14 protein-coding genes are annotated in these 17,213 nt (G+C 36.4%); 6 read left to right on the forward strand and 8 right to left on the reverse strand.

Going from position 1 to position 17,213, the window contains the following annotated elements:
* Nucleotides 1-44 precede the first annotated feature (44 nt).
* The 8 genes from JST55_06810 to JST55_06845 all read right to left on the reverse strand — a co-directional run bounded on the left by JST55_06810 (nucleotide 45) and on the right by JST55_06845 (nucleotide 9,186).
* Nucleotides 45-524: a hypothetical protein gene (locus tag JST55_06810; GenBank protein MBS1493201.1), complete on the reverse strand. Its 480-nt coding sequence runs from the start codon at nucleotides 522-524 to the stop codon at nucleotides 45-47.
* Nucleotides 525-569: 45 nt separating this feature from the next.
* Nucleotides 570-1,232 (reverse strand): heme exporter protein CcmB, encoded by a 663-nt coding sequence (locus JST55_06815; GenBank protein ID MBS1493202.1) that lies wholly within the window; start codon nucleotides 1,230-1,232, stop codon nucleotides 570-572.
* Nucleotides 1,233-1,334: 102 nt separating this feature from the next.
* Nucleotides 1,335-3,404: a cytochrome c3 family protein gene (locus tag JST55_06820; GenBank protein ID MBS1493203.1), complete on the reverse strand. Its 2,070-nt coding sequence runs from the start codon at nucleotides 3,402-3,404 to the stop codon at nucleotides 1,335-1,337.
* Nucleotides 3,405-3,441: 37 nt separating this feature from the next.
* Entirely contained in the window at nucleotides 3,442-4,002 is a 561-nt protein-coding gene (locus JST55_06825; GenBank protein ID MBS1493204.1) for a cytochrome C554, read from the reverse strand.
* A gap of 59 nt (nucleotides 4,003-4,061) precedes the next feature.
* Nucleotides 4,062-4,880: a cytochrome b/b6 domain-containing protein gene (locus JST55_06830; protein MBS1493205.1), complete on the reverse strand. Its 819-nt coding sequence runs from the start codon at nucleotides 4,878-4,880 to the stop codon at nucleotides 4,062-4,064.
* On the reverse strand, nucleotides 4,867-6,858 hold the full coding sequence (locus tag JST55_06835; protein MBS1493206.1) for a cytochrome c3 family protein: 1,992 nt from the start codon (nucleotides 6,856-6,858) through the stop codon (nucleotides 4,867-4,869). Before JST55_06835 ends, JST55_06830 begins: the two co-directional genes overlap by 14 nt.
* Before the next feature lie 20 nt (nucleotides 6,859-6,878).
* Entirely contained in the window at nucleotides 6,879-7,667 is a 789-nt protein-coding gene (locus JST55_06840) for a T9SS type A sorting domain-containing protein (GenBank protein MBS1493207.1), read from the reverse strand.
* Nucleotides 7,668-7,839: 172 nt separating this feature from the next.
* Nucleotides 7,840-9,186, reverse strand: coding sequence for a sigma-54-dependent Fis family transcriptional regulator (locus tag JST55_06845; protein ID MBS1493208.1), 1,347 nt, complete (start codon nucleotides 9,184-9,186; stop codon nucleotides 7,840-7,842).
* Between the two features lie 214 nt (nucleotides 9,187-9,400).
* Here JST55_06845 and JST55_06850 point away from each other — a divergent pair, with 214 nt between their 5' ends.
* The 6 genes from JST55_06850 (at nucleotide 9,401) to JST55_06875 (ending at nucleotide 17,112) form a co-directional block, all read left to right on the forward strand.
* The gene (locus JST55_06850; GenBank protein ID MBS1493209.1) at nucleotides 9,401-11,497 is read left to right on the forward strand and encodes a T9SS type A sorting domain-containing protein; all 2,097 of its coding nucleotides are present in this window, start codon (nucleotides 9,401-9,403) and stop codon (nucleotides 11,495-11,497) included.
* Between the two features lie 128 nt (nucleotides 11,498-11,625).
* Nucleotides 11,626-12,924, forward strand: coding sequence for a hypothetical protein (locus tag JST55_06855; GenBank protein MBS1493210.1), 1,299 nt, complete (start codon nucleotides 11,626-11,628; stop codon nucleotides 12,922-12,924).
* Nucleotides 12,925-12,934: 10 nt separating this feature from the next.
* Nucleotides 12,935-14,191, forward strand: coding sequence for a cytochrome C (locus tag JST55_06860; GenBank protein MBS1493211.1), 1,257 nt, complete (start codon nucleotides 12,935-12,937; stop codon nucleotides 14,189-14,191).
* Between the two features lie 22 nt (nucleotides 14,192-14,213).
* Nucleotides 14,214-15,065, forward strand: a complete 852-nt coding sequence (locus JST55_06865; GenBank protein ID MBS1493212.1) for a CxxxxCH/CxxCH domain-containing protein — start codon at nucleotides 14,214-14,216, stop codon at nucleotides 15,063-15,065.
* Nucleotides 15,066-15,248: 183 nt separating this feature from the next.
* Nucleotides 15,249-15,896 (forward strand): ABC transporter ATP-binding protein, encoded by a 648-nt coding sequence (locus tag JST55_06870; protein MBS1493213.1) that lies wholly within the window; start codon nucleotides 15,249-15,251, stop codon nucleotides 15,894-15,896.
* A 7-nt stretch (nucleotides 15,897-15,903) separates the two neighbouring features.
* Nucleotides 15,904-17,112 carry a PAS domain S-box protein gene (locus tag JST55_06875; protein MBS1493214.1) on the forward strand — a complete coding sequence of 403 codons (1,209 nt, stop codon included), beginning with the start codon at nucleotides 15,904-15,906 and terminating at the stop codon, nucleotides 17,110-17,112.
* Nucleotides 17,113-17,213: the final 101 nt, after the last annotated feature.

Consider the following 17,213-nt stretch of genomic DNA (forward strand, 5'->3'; position numbering starts at 1 on the left):
AATAAAAAATACTAATATTTTATAATAAGTTTTCAATTTCTGAATTATTGAGGAATAGGTAATCCCATTTGATTATAAATTTCTTCTATCTTGTCTTTATTTGCGATTGCTTCCTGATTTTTAGGATCAAGCGCTAAAACTTTTCTGTAATATTTTAATGCGGGACGATATTTTTCTTTTGGAGGAACGTTAGCTTCAAACATCATGTAATTTCCTGCAGAAAGATTTTTTTCTATTGCAGCTTTTTTGTTTGCATCGGATTTATCTTTTTCATATTTAGCATCGGCATCTTCAGCTTCTTTTTTTACTTTATCAACTGTCTGGTCTTTGCCCGATTCTGTTTGTCCGTCTGTTTTGTTTTTATCTCCTATAGGAGGATGGTTAGGCGGTAATTCACCTGAAGGAGGAATTTGATTTTGTCCCGATGGTGGTGTTTGAGTAGTAGGAGTTTTTTTCTCCTCCATTTTAGCGCATCCTGCGATTACAAATAGTATAAGAATTAGTAAAGAAAAATATTTTTTCATTATTATTTTTAGTGTGTTAATTTTTTAAATTTTGATTTTTTTTGCCTAGTCTTCCCAGATATATTTAAACAATATGAACGAAGTAATAGTTACAACAACGGTATAGGAAAAAAGGAATAAAAATTCCGAATATAACCTGCCTGTTTCTACTCCGGCTGCCGATAATTTCCCTGCTTCTATTAAACTCAGAAGCAATGGCAGCAGCACAGGAAAAGCAAGAACCGGATACAGCGTTCCTTTTGAATTTGCTTTGGAAATTATTGCTGCAATTATAGTAGATGCAGAAACTAAGCCGAGATTACCAAGAAAAAAAGTAATCGTAAAACCGGCAAAGTTTTTTATAACAATTCCCGTAGCTCCTATGAAAAAAACAAATATTACAACGTTTATTAAAAAAGATAAAGCAAAATTAAAGAACAACTTACCTGCGAGCACTTCCGGATGAGAAGTGGAGAGTTTTAAAGCAACGGATGTTTCTTTTTCTTCTTCCTTAATGAAAACCCGCGAGAGTCCGCTGGAAGCGCTGAAAAATACTACAATCCAGAACAATCCCGATAAAATTTCGTTATCGGTTTTTTCATCGCCTAATGAAAATTTTATTATGGCGATTGTAACTATTACAAACATCAGGAGCGAATTGAAAGCATATCGAGTTCTCAATTCAGACTTAAAATCTTTCCTGAATATCTCTACCGAACTTTTAAACAAAATGACCTTTTACTATAAAAATACTACTGTTTTTATTGAAATTAAAGCTATTAATAAGCTGCTATAAAGTGCTTTTTCCAGCACTTTATAGCGCTTTTTCACTTATTTTACAAATTCTTTTAATTTCTTCTTCTTTTCAGAAAGCATAGAACTTATCAAATCATAATTATGAACATAAATAGACGGATACGGATTAATCTGATTATAAACCTTCTTTGCCTCAGTAACTTCATGTTTCTGGTCCTCATTTAAATCCATTCCCTGAGCTTTGTTAATTAAAACATTAAGCTCGCTCTTCAGACTTGCTACATCTTTCTTCCAGTCATCCATCGCTTCATCCATTCCTGCATCGTGACATTTCAAGCAAATCTTTTTATCCGGTTTCACAACTTTGTCACTTGCTACGTGGCAGTCATTACAGCCTACGCCTGCAGCTTTCATTATATCAGGATGATTTTTGCCTGAATAACTTCCGTTGAATACCTGTCCCTGGAAGCTGTGACACGTTACGCATTTATCATTTGTCTTACTTTGCGAGTGGTGGCAATTATTACAGCTTTCTTTGCTTATTATTAATTCACCATGCTTCTGTTCATTCGAGTGACAGTTATTGCATGCAATTTTGTTTTTTGCAATGTGATCGTTGTGAGAAAAATTCATTCCGAATTTCTTTACAGAAATTTCCTGAATTCCTGAGTGGCAGTTATAACATTCATTCGGAACGTATTCTGTACCCGATTGGAAATTAGGCAGTCCCGCCGATGAACCTATAACAGTCAGTGACTTCTTCATCAGATTATATGCTGCAACCAATAGCTTATCTGCAAACGCAACATTATGAACGCTCTTACCAACTTCAACTATAGAAATATTATGTTTTGCTTCTTCAAGGACCTGTTCAGCTTCTTTCTGCTTCTCTGCTTTTGAATTCTTTACCTGCCGCTCGACTGTATTATAAATTACTTTAATGGTTTTCAGACGGCTGATAGAAGCAGCTTCCCATTGTTTGGTCAGCTTATCATATCCTGCTCCGTGACATTTTTCACAGGAAGAAGAACCGGCTTTTGAAGTACCTATCAATTTTTTATCAACTTCATGGAATACGTGACATCCCTTGCAGTTTATTCCGTTCATGAACATTGCGCTCGGAGTTTTCTCAGTTTCAAATCCTCCTTCACCTGTATATAATTTCACCTGTGAAGTATGGGCATTAGAGTGGCAGCTGTTACAATCAGCAGGAGCATTCGGATCCATCTTCTGAATCTTATGCGAAATCGCCGAGTGACAATTCGTGCATCGCATGCTGTGCTGCTTTATATGTGTATCGTGTATTAAAGTTAAATCATTATATTTCTCAAGCCGTTCAGTTTCAAAGTGACACTGGAAGCACCTCTCCTTTCCTACTTCACCGTTACCTGCAACTACGTTATTGTGACAGCTCTTACAATCAATCTCATTTTTTACAACAAGGGTATGATTATATCTGTAACTTGCCATCTGTTCGGGAGATTTATCCTTCCATGAGTGGCACGTGGTACAGTTTGAAAGCTTATCATATTTATGGCTGTCATCATCCGATTTTTTGAAGTGACAGTTATAACACGTTGTGGCAGTAACTTCAATGTGGCTTCCCTGTACAATTTGTCCGTGACAGCTTGTACATTTTAGAGATTTGCCTCTTCTTTGTTCCTGAAGATGATTTTTATGACTGAAATTTATTCCTTTAAAATTGTAAGTGGAATCTTTCAAAGCTTGTTTATCATGACATCCTGAACGCGCGCAAGTGTTATCGGGAATTTCTGCCCATGGTTTTCTCTTTTTATAAGACATCGAAACATAGTTCACAATCTGAACAAGCCCGTTCAGTTTACCTCTGACAGTACCGGAAATTCCCGGTTCAAAATGACACTCAACACAGTCAACTTTATTGTGAGCGGAAGTTCTCCAGCTCTGATAAAATGTTTCCATGTAGTGGCATGTAGGACAAAAAGCCGGCCGCGAAGTATATTCAGCAGCAGTTGCTGTAAGAATTAAGAATATCAGGATATATATAGCGCCGAATAAAAGAAATCTTTTAAAGCCTCTGACTTTTTTAAAGAAGTGCCTTCTTTTTTTAACGATAATTATATCATCATGTGATTCTTCGTTTCCGGTTTTTTCTTCAGTATCCATATATTACAATATAAAGGGGTTTAATGTTACTGTATAATTATTTTGCTTTGTTGTGTTTTATTTTATCCCAGTATGTTGCATAATCAAAGCCTTTGAATGTTGGGCTTTCTGCGTTGTGGCATTGTGTGCAGAATGCTTCTTTCTCTGTATGAATTATCAATCCGTTATCCATAGCTTTCTGTTTGTCTTTCATAATAGAAATTGATTTATATTCTGAACCTGCTCCGTGACATGTTTCGCACTGAACTCCGTCCTGAATATTAAATGTTTCTGTAAATGCTGAAGCATCTGCCTGAACTGTATGGCATTTTAAACATGCAGGTGTTTCTTTTGCTGCAGTTGTGAAACCTTTATCTTTTGCAATTTTATCTGCTTCAGGTGTATCAAGATTCTTGAATGCGCTTGCATGCTTTGAACCTTTCCAGATCTCAAGCTGGTTACCTTGTGATTCTGTTTTGTGGCATGCGCCTGCGCATTTTTCTGCGCCTACATATTTTGGTGTATCCTGCGGCTGTTCATAATTCATAAATGAATATGAAATGAATCCTGAAAGAAACACGATGAAGAAAATCGCGTAAATGTAATTTCTCGTTTTCATAATGGTTGTGTTTTTGTTTACTGATTAATAAAAATTATATAAAGAAATTTTAAAAAAAATTAAAGTGTAGGTGATGCTTTATCTTTTAACTCTTCTTCTTTTAGTTTGTTCTCTTCTTCCTCTGAAATAACTATTTCATTTACTTCATCTATCTTCTGCTCTTCTAAAAGTTTTTTATGCTCTGCAAGTTTTTCAAGTTCAAGCGGATGTTCTTTTTCCATCTCTTCGTGATCAAGATAGCCGTAAAGCCATGCCTTGTTCATAGGTACAACATCGGGATTAAAAAATACAAAATAAAAATGCCACACTATAATAGCCAGTGTTGCAAGTATTGCTTCGTAGAAATGAATTGCTGTCGCCAGGTTCATTCCTGATGTATGAATCACAGGTAAAAATTTATTCTGGAACCAAAGCACCATTCCTGTTGCTCCCATAATAACCGTTCCCCATACAACTGCCCAGTACTCTGCCTTTTCAACATAACTGAATCTTCCGAACCTTGGCTTTTCAACAGTGTTTGAAAAATAATATTTCACAACATGTATGACATCAGTTAAATCTCTCTTTGCAGGGAGCACATCTTTCAGAAAATGTCTTCCTCTGAAAGTAAAAGCGATATAATACAAATGATAAATACATCCTGCAACCATAAGTACAGATGCAGTCCTGTGAATAACTCCTCTTAACTCGAATGCAGATTTTCCGATTAAAAAAGTTATCCACTTTACCCAGAATGCTTCAGGGTATTTTAACCAGAAACCTGTAATTACCAGAGTGATAAAAGTAGAGAGCAGAATAAAATGCTGAATCCGCTCGCTGCGGTTCATTCTTAAATATCTTCCGTCTCCCAGTTCAACTACTACATTAGTTTTTTCCATTGTCTTCCTTATTATCAGTATTGTCAATAGAATTTTTTTCAGAATTTTCCTGAGAATTTATTTCCTGCTGTTTCGCAATTTTTCTCAGTTGTGTTTTTTTTCTGTAATCTAAAATATTATGTAATGTCATAACACCGATTGTTCCTATAATAATCACTATATAAAAATTTGTTATCCAGAATAACCAGGGTGATTCAATCTTTGGATTTACTATATGAATATTACTTTCAAATATTGTCTTGTCCTGATTCTTGTGGCACTGACCGCAAGTCTTTGCAAGATTTCCTTTAAATGTTGATGACAAAGAATCTTCAGGACTTCTTACGTTGTGATATCCATGGCAGCTTTCACAATTTGCCGCATCACCTGAACCGCCTCTTACTGCTAATCCATGGAAACTGTCATCGAATGTCCTTGTAACATCCTTAAGCTCGTTTCTCTGAATTATTCCTGCAGATGAGTGGCAATCTGAACAAAGCTTAACTACACTCTTTGATGCAATGTTTTTATCAATATCTTTATCGCGTTTTGCAATCTGATGGTTGCCGTGACAGTTTATACAAGTCGGAGCGTCTTTATTATCTTTACTTGTTGCAACCTGATGAATGCTGCCTGTATATTGTCCCGCTTGTTTAGGATGGCAATCAGTCGTTCCGCATGTTGCCGCAATATTCTTCTTATTCGTTTTAGCCGTCGGATCAGTTGATGGTTTCATTTCGTGAGCGCCGTGGCAATCAGCACATGAAGCCGAATTCGTGTTTCCGTTCTTCAATGCAACATAGTGCGTACTTAAATGATAATTGGCTGCAAGTGAATCAGAATTATTCTTCGCATCCTTTGTAAGCTTGCCGCCTTTATGACAGCTTAAGCATAAATCAGTTGTGTTTATCTTAGAGAATTTTTCAGTTGATGCAACTGAAGATATATTATGCTCGCCATGACACTTTGTACATGAAGGAGCATCTTTGTTATCTCCGCTTAAGTATGCTTTTCCATGGGCAGAATTCTTAAACTTAGCAATTTCATCTGCGTGACACTTACCGCATGTCTCCATCAGATTTGCTTTCATCTTTGAATTGCCGGGATTCTTCGGATCATCCAACTCATGATTACCGTGACAATCAATACATGTTGCTGCCTGCTTGTTATCTTTTCCCAGTACCATTCCGTGCACACTTGTCTTATACTCAGCTGTAAACTTTGCAGAACCTTTTTCTTCACCGGGGAATTTCTTTGCATCAAGATGGCATTTCAAACAAGCCTGAGTTTGAATATCAATCTTGCTTGCATATATTTTATGTGAGCCGTGACAATCAGTGCAAACGGGAGCGTTGGCGCTTCCGTTTTTCATCATGGATTTATTTAATACATTATCAAGTTTAGCATGAGCATCTTTATGGCATTTGTTACAGGTCTTGGCAACATCACTCTTTGAAATTCCGACTACTCCGTGACCTGTTTTGTGACAATCATTGCACTGAACATTTTTCTGTGCATGAATATTTGTTTTGAATACTGTTACGTTCTTCTGATTGTGGCACTTTGTGCAAAATTCAGTCTGATTATTCTTTATCTCTTTTACAGGTGAAGAATAATGCGGATTGTGACAGCTTTCACATTTTACTTTTGCGTGAACATTGTGGTCTTCGGTTTTTAAATCACTATGGCATGATTTACAATCAACATCAACTTTTTTAGTTGTGTGAGGTAAATCGTCTGCCTTATAATTTACATGGCAGTCCTTACAATCAGAACCGCCATGTACACCTTTTTCAAATTTACTTTTATCAACATATAAAGAAACTTTTTTTTCCTTTATCTCCATTGATAAATCTTTATCTTCGTGACAGCTTAAGCACTCATCGTTTGCCTTTGTGGATAGTAGTGATGTGTGAATATCCGCAAAGAAAATTACCCATGCCATTCCGGTAACAATCAGAGAAAATAAAATCAGTTTTTTTGCAAAATCTAAACGCATAGTATATACAGGATTAGGTCTTATTTTATTAAGACCATGGATTTTGTTTCAGTAAATTCTTTTGTGTTTAATGTATAGTAATAAACTCCGCTAGCCAAAGAGCTTGCGTCGAAATCAACTTTGTATTCTCCCTTGTTCTGATTAGCATTAACTAACTCAGATACAACTCTTCCTTTTGAATCATAAACCTTCAGGTTTACTTTTCCGGAGTTCTTTATGGAGTAAACAATAGTTGTTGACGGATTAAACGGATTAGGGAAATTTTGTTTTAATGAATATTTATCAGGAACAATGTTTGAATTTGGCTCAACACCTGAAACAACATAAACTTTTACGCGCTTTTCAAACCAGTTCCATGAACCATTTTGACCACCTGCTGATGCAAGGCCAATTGAATATAATGTATCAACAACAGGTGATGAAGGAGCAACGTAATTAAACGTGAAGCTTGCAGCGCCGCTTGTAAAGCTTTTACCCGTTGACTGAACAAGCTCTCCGCTTAAAAGCTTCGTGCCTGATTGATTCGTAGCTAGTGTTCCGTTTCTTACTGCAACATCTAAACCTGCTTTGGAGCCCGTTGCGCTTGTAACTGTTAAAGTAAATGAAGTTGTGCTGCCTGCAACAACGCTGTCCGGTCCGCTGATTACTACAGGCAATCCTGTATTAACACTTCCGTTATGACAGCTGCATCCGCTTGTTGTTGATTTTCTTGTCCTGCCGGAAACCCCGTTAGCATAAGAGTATAAAATCTCCGTAGCGGCAAAAAGTATTGTGATGGTAATGATTGAAAATAATAATTTTGTTTTCATAAGACAAGCATTGATATCGTATAATATATATTATATTAATCAATATGCGTGCCGAAATAGTGCAATTAAAACATTGTTATTACAGGTTGTTGAATGGCGGGTTTTTATGGTTAAATCCGGTTTGTGTGGAATTTCTCTACTATTGGGGAGATATGGGACAAAATTTTAAATCTTATTCTTCGTCCAGTTTATACTCGGAAATTTTGTTATATAAAGTCTTTCTGTCGATACCTAAAGCCTTCGACGCCTTCACTTTATTGCCTCCGCAATCATCAAGAGTTTTTTTGATATACTCTTTTTCCATTTCTTTCAGCTTTATATTTTTTGAGGCAAAGCCGTTGAGGTTGGATTTTGATGAAGTGTTCTGCAAATAAAACTTGAAAGAACTTTCTTTGAGCACTGAACTGTTCGATGTAATAATTGCCCGCTCAAGAGTGTTTTCAAGTTCACGAATATTTCCGTGCCACTCAAGCTGCATAAGAATTTTTAATGCGCCGGGAGTAATGGTAATCTCCCTGTCAAATTTTTTTGAAAGTCTTGAAAGAAAATGATCTGTAAGCAGAGGAATATCTTCAAGTCTTTCTCTTAACGGTGGAATAATAATATTGAACGTTGCTATTCTGTAATAAAGATCTTCCCTGAATTTTTTCTGATGAACAAGTTCTTTTAAATTCTGATTCGAAGCAGAAATTAATTTCACATCTATCTTTTTTATCTTGTCGCTTCCTATAGCTTTTACTTCCCAGTTTTCTAAAACACGTAGTAATTTTGACTGTAAACTATAGGGCATTTCGGAAATTTCATCGAGGAAAAGTGTACCGCCGTTGGCAGTTTCAAAAACACCTTTTTGAATTTCTGTCGCTCCTGTAAAAGCACCCTTGGTATGACCAAAAAGTTCACTCTCTAAAAGTGTTTCAGGAATGGCTGCGCAATTGATTGCGATGAATGGTTTATTTTTTCTGTGGCTGTTAAAGTGAATAGCTTTCGATACAAGCTCTTTACCTGTTCCGCTTTCACCTTCTACATGGACGTTCACATCTACATTCGAAACACGTTTAATCAGGTCATAAACTTCCTGCATCTTCTTGCTTTTACCTATGATATTACCGAATGAAAAATTCTGTTCAACCTGCGAGCGGAGCTCAGTAATATCTCTTTTCAGTCTTATTTTTTCCGCAGCGTTTTCAACCTTCATCAGAAGCTCTTCAAGCTTAAGAGGCTTCATAAGATAATCATATGCTCCAAGCCTCATAGCTTCAACTGCTGATTCAATGGATGCATATCCGGTGACCAAAATAAAAATGCTTTCTTCAGATTTTTTCTTAAGGACATCGATACCGGAAAATCCCGGCATCTGTAAATCTGAAATAACAATATCGAAAAAATTATTTTCAATTAAATTAATGGCTTCCTTGCTGTCGCTCATTTGTGTCACATTATAGCCTTTTTCGCTTAATACCTTTCCGTATAAGTTTGTGGTTTTAGGCTCGTCGTCTATTAATAAAATCTTAATTTCCATGCTGTAAAATAGAAAATTTATTAGTTTTAAAAAACTGTTGAATTTTTCCACACTCCACACATCCAATGTATCAAATAGCTGCGTTTAAAGCTTATTTTCGCAGTTATTATTTGGCACGGTCTATGACATATAATAAGATATAATTATTATAAAGTTTCTACTCTATTATAATGAAAAAAATATTTACAATATTTAACTTTTTAGGAGAAAAACCATGAAACTGCTTAGTACAATTTTAATTATTCTTGTTTTATGTTTTGAGACAACGTATGCCGCTCCAAGGATTAAAATAGTAAGTGAATATGTAACCCCAAACATGTACGCTGCAAATTCAGCATTTACTGCTGATTCAACTGTAGCAACAGGTTTGAGAACTACAGCAAAAGGCACTTATGTTTACCTCAGAGCATGGAATTTCGGAGATGCAGGAACAATCACAAGCACCAGCTGGTCATTTGTTTCAAAGCCAAGCGGCTCTGCATCAGTTCTTGCCGGAATTACAGGATTAACTGCCTGGCAAAAATTTAAAACAGATTTAGCCGGACTTTATCAGGTATCCGTATCTGTTGTAACATCAACAGGAACAAAGGATACAACAATTTCAATTTATGCCGCAAGTTTTGTAGGAACAGGCGGATTTGATAGCGTTGCAGCAGCTTTCCCAAACTGTATGAGCTGCCACGGTTCAACACCAAAATTCCAAAATATATTCAATAGCTGGAAAACAACAGACCACGCTACAAAGTTTAAAACAATGATTACTGCAGGACCATCATCCTACGGAATCAATCAGTTCAGAGTTCACACACAAGGTTATGACCATTATTTAGCAGCCGATAATAACGGCTTTGATGATGTTGCAAGAACAGCAGGATGGAACTGGACTGCTTATGCACCTCCTAAAGCTTCTAACTGGGATTCTTTAAAAAGAAAATTCCCTAATCTTGTTGCTTTCTCAAATGTAGGATGTGAAAGCTGTCACGGACCGGGAAGCGAACACGTTTACAACGGCGGTGATACAACAAGAATAATGAAAAGCGTTGACGAAGGTTCATGCGGAAAATGCCACGACTCACAATACTTAGGACCGGAATTCGCACAATGGAAGAATGCAAGACACTCAAATGTAGTATGGTCTTCATCATTTGCACAGAATAATTATGCCACACCTAATGATTTAGGAAACTGTATAAGATGCCACGACGGACAAGGTTATGTAAACTTTACAAAAGGTAAATCTACTTATACAAACGGTATGACACAGGCAAACCATGAAATGGTAGCTTGCGCATCATGCCACGATCCACATGGAAGCACAAATCCTTATCAGGTAAGAACAAGACCTGTAAACAGTGACTCATTAGCAAACGGATTCCATTACACAGGTGTTGGAACAGGCGTTGTATGTCTTGATTGCCATAAAGCAAGAAAGAGTGCAGACAGCTATCCTCAAACAACAAGAGTAACCAGCTCAACCTGGGGACCACACCATAACAGCCAGGGTGACTTATTCTTAGGAAAAAATCTTGCTACATTTGGCGGAACACCATACAGACAAACACAGCACTTTGCATTTTTACCTAATGGATGCGTAACATGTCACATGGCACCAACAGATACTACTGCAGCAAATAAAGATAAAGTCGGCGGACACGCCTTATATCTGCACAACGATGCAACAGATTACGATCACTTGAAAGCTTGTCAAAACTGCCACTTTGGAAAAACAAGATTTGACCAGTTTATTGCAGACAGAGACTATGACGGCAACGGAACAATCGAAGCATGGAGAAAAGAAGTTGATGGTACATTAAGAAAATTAAGAATTGCATTGCCACCGGTTGGCGTTGACTCAGTTGCATGGCAATTAATTGCAGCAGACTCTAACAACGTTACATTAAGAAAAGCATACTTCAATTACCTCTCAATTGCTGAAGGTTCTGAACGCGGTATGCACAATGCAAAATATACCATTGATGCTTTAGTAGCTTCAATAAACGTATTAACAGGTATAGTACCTACATCAACAGAAATTCCGATGAAATATGAAATGTCACAAAACTATCCAAACCCATTTAATCCTTCAACAAAGATAAATGTATCTTTAACGAAGACATCAAATGTAAGAATAATAGTTTATGACATTACAGGTAAACAAGTTGCTGAGCTTGCAAACACAGTAATGAATGCAGGTAAATATACAATTGACTGGAACGCAACAACAGCCGGACAATTAAGCAGCGGAGTTTACTTCTATAGAATCAATGCAGGTGACTTTGTTGATGTAAAGAAAATGATGCTTCTGAAATAATCAGTTCAATATAATTCAAACAGTTCTTTTTTCATGGTTGATAAAGTGGGTATGACGTAAGTCATACCTGCTTTTCAGCTTCAAACGGGGTAAGTAACAATGGTAGTTTCATTCAAATAGGTAAAATTATGAAATATACTCTTCTAATTCTAATTACATTTCTTTTTTATTTCAATACAGCGAATTCACAGTCATTAAATTTCAGAGTTAATAATTATTTTTACGGTTGGGAAAGAATAGACAGTCTATCGGATAACTCTACTGCTAAAACTATGCATCTTAGAGGATATCAGAATTATCTTTTAGATGTGAATTCAGGCAAATGGACTTTCAATACACTTGCCCAGACAGAAGAAGATGTAATGAACGGAACAGATAAAGGATTTAATTACAGATTTTATAATCTGTATCTGAAAGGTTCAAATCTTTTTAATCTTGTAGATGTAAAGCTCGGAAGACAAAGTTTGTTTGCCGGTGCAGGTACAGGAACATTTGACGGCCTTCATTTGAAAGTCAAAGCAGGACAGTTTAAAGAATATCAGTTAGCAGTTTACGGCGGTATTCCTACTCCTTATTCGTATGAGATAGATACATATTCCAATCTCAGCAGCAATTATCAGTTCGGCGGACAGTTTACTTATTACGGCGTAAAAGATCTTTCAGCTTCGGTAAGTTACATAAATAAAAAACGAAATCCTGAATCTTACACAACAATAAGATTAGACAGCGCATACAACACAACAACGAGAGAGATAACATTTGACGCTCCTGCAGAACAGATTGCAGGAATAGATTTAAATTATACTTATCTTGGAAAAAATAATTTTTTCAGCAAAGCTTATTACGATTTCCAGCAAAAGAAATTATACAAAGCAGAAATCAACGCAAGAGTTTCGGTAAATGATAACTTAAGAGTTTTTGGTGAATATGATTACAGAGAACCTCACTTTACTTACAACAGTATATTCTGGGTATTCCAATATTCAAAATATCAGGAAGTATCAGGGGGAGCAGATTATATGTTAGATAACGGAATTGATATCTACGGTAAAGTAGGCGCAGTCCTCTATGAAAATGATAATTCAATAAAAGTTGATGCAGGATTTACTCATCCTAATTTCGGACTGACCTACGTAAGATATTTCGGATACGCCGGTGAATCAGACGGAGCAACTGCTTATTATCAAAGAAGTTTTCAGGATAACTTATTTTCTACATCAGCCTCTGTAAGCTATTCAAGATACAGACTTGGAAATGTTTACGATACAGAAAAAATAAATTCACTCAGCGGAATGCTGGGATTTACGTACAGACCTACTCCTCAGTTTTCTGTTGATGTACAGGGACAGTTATTAGTGAACAGAATTTATTCCTCTGATGCAAGATTTTTAGTCGGTGCCAGCTACTGGTTGTTTAAAAAGTTTTAATATAAAAAGTATGAAAATTGCAAAACTTTATTTACTTGTACTTTCAGGTTTAATTATCTTCTTAGCTTCTACAGCATATCTTTCAAAAGATATGGCTATGATAAAAAAGCAGGGTAAAGTTTACTCAACGGAAAAGACAGATAACAGCGCGATTATCAAGTTCAACCATAAGCTTCACGTTGTAGATGCTGAAGTAAAATGCGAAGACTGCCATACAGGAGCAGGTAAATCGGTTTCCAGCAAAGATAATCTGAACCCTAAGAAAGAAATGTGCGCAACGTGTCACGATGTAAAAGATACGAAGACATGTAATCTTTGCCATTATGACGGAGTCTATAAAAAACTTGAACACAAAAACACGGAGTTAATTTTTTCTCATAAGCAGCATATAGATACACAAAAGAAAAAATGTACAGATTGCCATCAGGGACTTGATAAGGTGAAATTCTCAAAAGAAAGCGCTGCGGGATTTCCAAGTATGGAAACATGCAACACTTGCCACGATAATAAAGCAGCAAGCAATAATTGCGAAAGCTGTCACTCAAATCTGACAAATCTTCATCCGAAAAATCACAAGAGCCCGAATTTCTTAAATGAACATAAGGTTAGCTCAGATGCATCTTTAGATAAAAATAATTGTGCAATGTGCCACAGTGATAACTTCTGCCAGACATGCCACTCACCGGCAGGATTTAAAGGCAATAACACAAAGAAAGATTTCTTTGCACCTTATTATACTAAAGAAAACGGAGTAAGAACTGACAGAGCAGCTTTACAAAAACTTACAACAGCTCACACTTTAAATTATAAATTTACACATGGACTCGATGCAAACCAAAAGAGCTTTGAATGTAAAACATGCCATACCGAGCAGCAGTTCTGCGTATCCTGCCATCAAAACGGAGGTGAAACAGTTACAGGTATTGCTCCAACCAGCCACTCAATGGCAAACTTTACAACGTTCGGAGTAAATACAGGCGGCGGATTACATTCAGACCTTGCAAGAAGAGATATAGAAGCATGTGCTTCATGCCACAATGTTGAAGGCAGCGACCCTGCATGCGTAAAATGTCACTTTGATAATACAGGAGTAAAAGGAACACATCCAAAGACACATGAATCAGGATTTATGAGAGACGAGAAAGGTATATGGCACGATACACAAGGAGCAGTTTGCTATACATGTCACACTGATGCTAACGCTAAGCCAAACGGAATAGCAGGTGTCGGATTTTGCGGATATTGTCACGGACAAAAATCAAGATAACTTCAAATAAATATTTACAATAATGAAAAAGATTTTTCTATTCTACGGTTTGTTTTTTACTTTACTAATTTCAGCACTCGTTTATCAGGGATGCGCTAAGCTGGATACGACTGTATCCTCTGCACCGGAGATTGATACTCACCCTAACGGATGGGCAAATCCATCTTCTGCAAAATTTCACGGTAAATATATTACAGATAACAAATTATGGAATCTGAGCCAATGTAAAACATGTCACGGAGCAGATTATAAAGGCGGCACAGCAGGTTCGGATTGTACCGGATGCCATACTGCAAGCGGCGGACCTGAAAACTGCAGATTATGCCATGGCAACAGCGACCATTCAAATCCACCTAAAGGATTGTTAGGTGATACAGCAACAAGTTTCATAGGAGTGGGAGCTCACGTTACTCACGTGAACACACCTAACTTCTCAGCTTCATTGCATTGCACTGACTGTCACGCATTCGGCGGTTTCTCAGATCCTAATCATATAGGAAATAATCCTGACGGCATTGCAGAGATAACTTTTGGTGAACTTGCGCACGATACATTAGGCGGCGGAATAGTTCCTGACCCAACCTGGAACAGAGGAACAGCAACATGCTCAAATGTATATTGTCACGGAACATTCAAAGGCGGTAACACAAGCGCTTCAGGAATCTGGACTGATAAGACAAGTGTAAGATGCGGAACATGCCATGGAGACCCTGATACAGGAAATCCTACTCCGAAAATTAACGGAGTTGTAACTGCACCGCACTTCCCGTTCATGACTGTAAAAACTTGTTACATATGTCACGGAACAGTTATCGGGCCTACAGGTGCAATGGTTGATAAGAGCAAACATATAAATGGAGAAATAAATTATTAGTAAGTTTATAAAACCGTCATTGGTAAGTTTGACGGTCACGCAAAAAAGATAATGGTATTAGTAAGATAGTACCATTTTACAACTTGCCCTATGGATGAAAAACCTCTGCGTCCTGCAGAGGTTTTTTTTTATTAAAAATTCTTACCTTTAAATATTTACTTTTCTGCTTTAATTTAATACTTAATGAAAAAATCGTCTTTAGTTTGTACAAACCTTACGAAATATTATTCGCACAGACTGATATTTGGTAATCTGGCTTTATCTTTGAATGAATGTAATTCTATAGGGATTATAGGTAACAACGGTTCAGGAAAATCTACTCTCGTAAAAGCGATTGTCGGAATAATTACACCTTCAAAAGGTGATGTAGTCATGACAATTGAGAATGAAAAAATACCAAGAGAGCAGCATTTCAAACATATAGGATTGATGTCTCCCTATTTAAGTTTGTATGATGAACTTTCGGGATATGAAAATCTTGAATTCTTTATGAACATTAAATGCCCCGATAAGCCATCAGATGAGAAAGAAGAAAAAATAAATTTTCTTTTAGAGAGCGTTGGTCTTTTTAAAAGAAAAAAAGATCTTTACAAAAATTATTCTTCAGGGATGAAGCAGAGATTAAAACTCGCATTTGCTCTGCTCAACGAACCGCAGCTGCTTTTACTTGATGAGCCATGCGCTAACCTGGATAAGGAAGGTATAGAAGTTGTTTACAAATTTGCAGAAGAGCAAAGACAGCGCGGAATGCTTATAATTGCTACAAACGAAGAATCAGATTTAAAACTTTGCGATACATTAATTAATATCGAAGACTACAAAAAAGGATAACAGTACTATGGAAAAAATGGTAACGAAGGAGTTCGGAGTTTATTTGGATGAGATTAAAAGTATTCTCAAAGAGAACTCTGTCAGCGAAAAAGATGAAACGAAAATAATGAACATTGTTTCAGGCAGCATGAGCAAGCTGATTGAATTAATGAGAGAGGGAAAATCCGCCCATGAAAAATTCTTTTCGGACATAATTTTAAATTCCGTTGATGCCATTATAGGATACGATAACAACTACAAAATATTTTTATGGAACAGAGGGGCTGAGGATATTTTCGGATACAAGCTGGAAGAAATCACCGGAAAAGATTTTTCGTTTCTTATACCCGAGTATTTAATTAATGAAGGTGAAAGAGAATTTCTTATAAAAATAATAAGCGAAAAGAATTTTTTAAAGAACTACGAGACTGAGCGTATAACCAAAAAAGGCGATATAATAACAGTAAGCATTTCCCGCTTTGCAATATTTAACACGAAGCATGAAATAATCGGAAGTGTTGGAATTGTAAGAGATATCACAAAACAAAAAGAACTTGAAAAAGAATTACGGGAAAAGGAAAATCTTGCTTTAGTAGGGCAAGTAGTTTCATCTATAGCGCACTCGCTTGCAAATCCTTTAAATTTAATTTCAGGCAATACTGAATATCTTCTGATGAATAAGAAAAAAGGAGATAAAGATTATGACGAACTGAAAATGATAATGGAGGAAACAAATTCTATTTCAGAGCTTATAAGGAGCATTATGGATTTCTCAAGGCCCCTTAAATTAAAAAAGGAAAATCTTGATCTGGAAGAACTTCTTAAGGAAGTTTTAGAGAAGATAAAATATTCCTACGAAGGAAAAGATATTACAATTAAAAAAGAAATAATAGGTTCCGGATTTACAATAATGGGAGATAGATTCCAGCTCAAAGATGCCTTCACTAATTTATTTGTAAATGCCATTCAATCTGTTAAAGATAAAGGGGAAGTAAAAGCTCTTCTTGAAAAAAACCGTACAGAGATAAAATTTACAATCTCTGATAATGGTTCGGGAATTGCCGAAAAAGACTTATCCAATATTTTTAAACCATTCTACTCTACCAAAGATTACGGAAAAGGTACAGGACTCGGACTGGCCATAACAAACAAAGTTGTTAAAGAGCACAGCGGCAGTATTTCTGTTCAATCAAAAATTAATAAAGGCACTTCTTTCACACTGCAGTTCCCAATTTGATATTTACACCTTTTGTTAACCGGGGGTAAATTAATTTAACCTGGATGACGGCCTGTTTTTACATTTCTTAAAACGTACCATTTAATTTAAAAACGTTTAGT

The organism is Bacteroidota bacterium (genome assembly GCA_018266835.1).
GTDB lineage: Bacteria > Bacteroidota > Ignavibacteria > Tepidaquicellales > Tepidaquicellaceae > JAFDZO01.

Excerpts from the sequence above, each read along its gene's own strand:
- JST55_06830 (MBS1493205.1), bottom strand. The coding sequence starts at position 4,880 with ATGGAAAAAACTAATGTAGTAGTTGAACTGGGAGACGGAAGATATTTA.
- JST55_06840 (MBS1493207.1), bottom strand. The coding sequence starts at position 7,667 with ATGAAAACAAAATTATTATTTTCAATCATTACCATCACAATACTTTTT.
- JST55_06845 (MBS1493208.1), bottom strand. The coding sequence starts at position 9,186 with ATGGAAATTAAGATTTTATTAATAGACGACGAGCCTAAAACCACAAAC.
- JST55_06855 (MBS1493210.1), top strand. The coding sequence starts at position 11,626 with ATGAAATATACTCTTCTAATTCTAATTACATTTCTTTTTTATTTCAAT.
- JST55_06865 (MBS1493212.1), top strand. The coding sequence starts at position 14,214 with ATGAAAAAGATTTTTCTATTCTACGGTTTGTTTTTTACTTTACTAATT.
- JST55_06825 (MBS1493204.1), bottom strand. The coding sequence starts at position 4,002 with ATGAAAACGAGAAATTACATTTACGCGATTTTCTTCATCGTGTTTCTT.
- JST55_06850 (MBS1493209.1), top strand. The coding sequence starts at position 9,401 with ATGAAACTGCTTAGTACAATTTTAATTATTCTTGTTTTATGTTTTGAG.
- JST55_06820 (MBS1493203.1), bottom strand. The coding sequence starts at position 3,404 with ATGGATACTGAAGAAAAAACCGGAAACGAAGAATCACATGATGATATA.
- JST55_06810 (MBS1493201.1), bottom strand. The coding sequence starts at position 524 with ATGAAAAAATATTTTTCTTTACTAATTCTTATACTATTTGTAATCGCA.
- JST55_06870 (MBS1493213.1), top strand. The coding sequence starts at position 15,249 with ATGAAAAAATCGTCTTTAGTTTGTACAAACCTTACGAAATATTATTCG.
- JST55_06875 (MBS1493214.1), top strand. The coding sequence starts at position 15,904 with ATGGAAAAAATGGTAACGAAGGAGTTCGGAGTTTATTTGGATGAGATT.
- JST55_06835 (MBS1493206.1), bottom strand. The coding sequence starts at position 6,858 with ATGCGTTTAGATTTTGCAAAAAAACTGATTTTATTTTCTCTGATTGTT.
- JST55_06860 (MBS1493211.1), top strand. The coding sequence starts at position 12,935 with ATGAAAATTGCAAAACTTTATTTACTTGTACTTTCAGGTTTAATTATC.